Source organism: Streptomyces durbertensis, from assembly GCF_014156695.1.
GTDB classification, from domain to species: Bacteria; Actinomycetota; Actinomycetes; order Streptomycetales; family Streptomycetaceae; genus Streptomyces; species Streptomyces durbertensis.
The window spans coordinates 1-3,356 of record NZ_WMLF01000529.1 but is presented as its reverse complement, the minus strand read 5'-3'; the positions used below and the strand labels follow the sequence as shown (position 1 = coordinate 3,356).

The 3,356-nt window shown below is 62.7% G+C and carries 2 protein-coding genes and 1 pseudogene; all 3 read left to right on the top strand.

Features of this window, described 5'->3' with window-relative positions:
- A pseudogene (locus GL263_RS28635) lies at nt 1-91 on the top strand (transposase); the annotation flags it as partial.
- A gap of 328 nt (nt 92-419) precedes the next feature.
- Nucleotides 420-2,408 (top strand): M28 family peptidase, encoded by a 1,989-nt coding sequence (locus GL263_RS23825; RefSeq protein WP_182857807.1) that lies wholly within the window; start codon nt 420-422, stop codon nt 2,406-2,408.
- 14 nt (nt 2,409-2,422) lie between these two features.
- A partial coding sequence (locus GL263_RS23820; protein WP_182857806.1) for a hypothetical protein occupies nt 2,423-3,356 on the top strand: 934 nt, incomplete at its 3' end.

The following is a 3,356-nucleotide window of genomic DNA, read 5'->3' as shown; positions in this document are numbered from 1 at the left end:
CATCCGACGCGGCCTACGGCACATCCAGTACCGCAGCGACCTCGTAGACGGCTGCCTCACCGAGACCGGCCTGACCATCAGACCCACCTGAGCAACCCAGCGACATCACGAGTTCAACCTCAGTAATTCTCCAGTCCATCACCTAGCCGGCAAAAATATTGAACTGGAAATTATTTCATCCCGCACAATTGAAGCGTAACGCATTTCACCGGTTGCAACTACGGCGTTCTTGTTTCATGCTGCTACGAGGGGACCAGTACGAGAAGCGCGGAACACAGAAGAACGCCGCTAGGAAATTGAAGTATGCCACCCACAAAGAGATGGCATGCGTCGGGCGCGAACGCCGCAAGGAAAAGCTGGCTCACCGTCAATGCAGCAGGTCGGTGCGGCACTTTCGACCGCCAAGGAGGGACCCTTCAATGGCTGAGGATACGAGAAGAGTCGCCTTCTTCGACATCGAAAACACACTGGCTTCTGTTCGAGCATCCGCCGATGCGACAGATATACAAGACCTGGCGGCCTACCCTGACGCCACGTCTGTTCTTGAGGATCTGCGGAGCGATGGCGTCCACCTCGGAATCCTTTTCGATCGCGGCTCCATTCCAGAAGCGCACATAAATGCAGCACTTGATGCAGCTGGCTTGTTGTCGTTTTTCGATCGCCAACTCATTCTCTACGGTCCAAAAAATTCAATGCTCCTATTCGAGCAGGCCGCTCTGGCGGCGAAGAACGGCGCGGCCGGAAGTCCACGCCTGCTCTTCGTCGGCGAGGACGCCACTGAACGGTCCTTCGCCCGTCTCGCGGGTTTCCTCGTCGCCCCGCATCCGGATCTCGCACGGGTAGTACTCTCCCGGCTATCGCCCTTGCGCTATCTGCGTGTTCGCATCGATCCGGCCGAGGCGGACGGCGCGGACTGGCGTTCTCTCCTACGGGAGAAGCCACTGGTTCCACTACACGCGGCCGTGCGTCACCGGAGCCCTTCGTCGGACGCTTCGGTCGATCTGTATGCGGTGGCCGACGCGGTAACGGCCCTTGAGCTGGACGACCTGGGGTTCTTCGTCGACCGTCTGGGAGACGACGACGAGCCGCTTACCACGGATCTCTACCTCCTCCGCGATGACCAGCAAAGTGAGAGCGGCTTCGGAGCGGCGATCGGCAACTCGTTCAGCTCCTTCATCGATGACAGTGCAGCGCGGCGGGTGCTCAGTTCTACAGAGGAGGGGCTTTTCGTCGCAATGCCTGCCGGGCGCTCGGTGGAGAGCCACCATTTCGCGGGGGCACGCCACGGTCACAATCTGAAGCTCCAGGCCTCTCCGATGCTGCTGGCCGCGCCTGCGGACGGGGATGGACCCTCGGGGGCGGTCGCCCCGGCAACGTGGCACGCGCAAACAGAGAGCGGTCTCAGCTCGGATGCCCCGAGGCTCTCGGATGCCCCGAGGCTGACGCCGCAGGAGGGGGAGCTCATTGAGTACCAGATCACGACAGAACGCATCGGCGACGAAGTGGACCGGTACACCGGAGCTCGTCCGGCGTCCGGGAACGTGGACATTCGAAGCCGTCATATTCATCACCCCGACAACAACTCCACGACCCGGGCCCTGCTGGACGACCTGACCGCGTCGGCTGCCGGCCGTCTGACGGCTCGGACTCACCGGTTCATTCACGAGGGCCGGCGCTATGAGAACGTCGAGGCCGTCCTTTCTGGATCTGGTCTTCCCGGCGTTGTTCTGGTGACCGCGCACATGGACTCCACGGCGGCACGGCAGCCCGGCTATCGCGCACGGGTCGACCCCGCACCCGGAGCCGACGACGACGGCAGTGGAATCGCGGGTGTCCTCTGCGCGGTGAGGGCAATCCTGGCCCTGGAGGCCGCGGAGGCCGACATGCCACGGCGCGAAGTCCGTTTCGTCTTCTTCAACGCGGAGGAGCATGGGCTCGTGGGCAGCCACGCATACGCCCTGGACCAGGCTCGGCTCGGCACCGACATTGTGGCGGTTCTGCAGATGGACATGATCGGCTACGACGTCGAGCAGCCCAGGAACTTCGAATTGCACGCGGGGTTCACCCCCTCGGTGGACGTGCAAGCGCGATCGATTCGGCTCGCCGAACTGATCGCGGCCACGACACAGCAGATATCACCGAGCCTTCCGACACCCCAGCTGTACCCCGGCTCCGACGGTGAGGGCGATCCGGCCGAGCACCGCAGCGACCATTACAGCTTCCAACTCCAGGGGTATGCGGCTTGTCTGGCGTGTGAGGACTTTTTTGCCGGCCCTGGGCGCACCTCCTCAAATCCGGAGCCCAATCCGAATTATCACCTGCCCGCCGACAGGATAATCAACTCGGTTTACGCGAGGGATATAGCACGCGTAGCGACCGCCGCAGCGTGGATTTCTGCCACTCGATAGTTGAAGGAGTCATCGTGGTTTTCGAGCTCACGGATAATGTCCACCGTGACAACCATGGCAAGGTACAGCACCTGGAACATTTCCAGGAGCCCTTCGTGGCAGTCTCACCCGCAGATGACCAGGCAGAAGTCGACGAGGACTCCGGAGCCTATCGGGCCGCGACAGCCCAGATTCTCGCCGAGAACTACCTGCGTGAAGTCGCGCCCATCTACGGGATACACGCGTCGACGCTGCCGGGGGCCGGCGGCCACGATGCGCTCGCCGCCGAAAGTTCAGCCGCACCGCCGGGGCACAGCACTCTGGAACTTGTCGAGGAGAAGGAGGTCATGGGAACCACGCTGGTTTCGTACCAGCAAAAGTATGACGGCCTGCCGGTGTGGGAGGCGGGAGTCAGCATCACGATCCAGCCGGATCCGATGCGGATCACGGCGTCTCAGAGTTCCGTCAAGGAGGACATCTCCCTCCCGGAGGAGTCGCTGGAAGCGGCGCCCTACAGTCCCGGCGACATAACGCCCGGAACTCTCAAGTCACTGCTGGGGGTGCGGACCAGTGAAGTTCCTACGCTCAACGCCACTCCTCAGGTTCTGATCTACGAGTACGACCCGGACCAGAGGTTCGACCCGGAGACGCGCCACACACCGACCGAAAGGCTGGAGGAGGCACCCCCGAAGCTTCCGCTTCCTCCCGTCCCCAGCACTCTCGCCCCGCAGCATTTCTACCGGGTTATCGAGGTGCTCTTCGCTCTGCCCGTACCGGGACACGACTCGCTCAACTGGCGTGCGTTCATCGAGTCCACTACTGGAGCCGTCCTCTACCTGAGGGCTCTGACTGCCTGCGCCACCGGTCTGGTCTTCCAGCAGGACCCCATAACCGCAGGGGCTCCCGTAGCGCCCCCGACCGGACCCGCAGCCGCACTCAATTCCTTCCGGTCCGCAGTCGCCCTGGAGG

Coding starts and splice junctions, on each gene's coding strand:
- GL263_RS23825 (WP_182857807.1), top strand. CDS start 420: ATGGCTGAGGATACGAGAAGAGTCGCCTTCTTCGACATCGAAAACACA.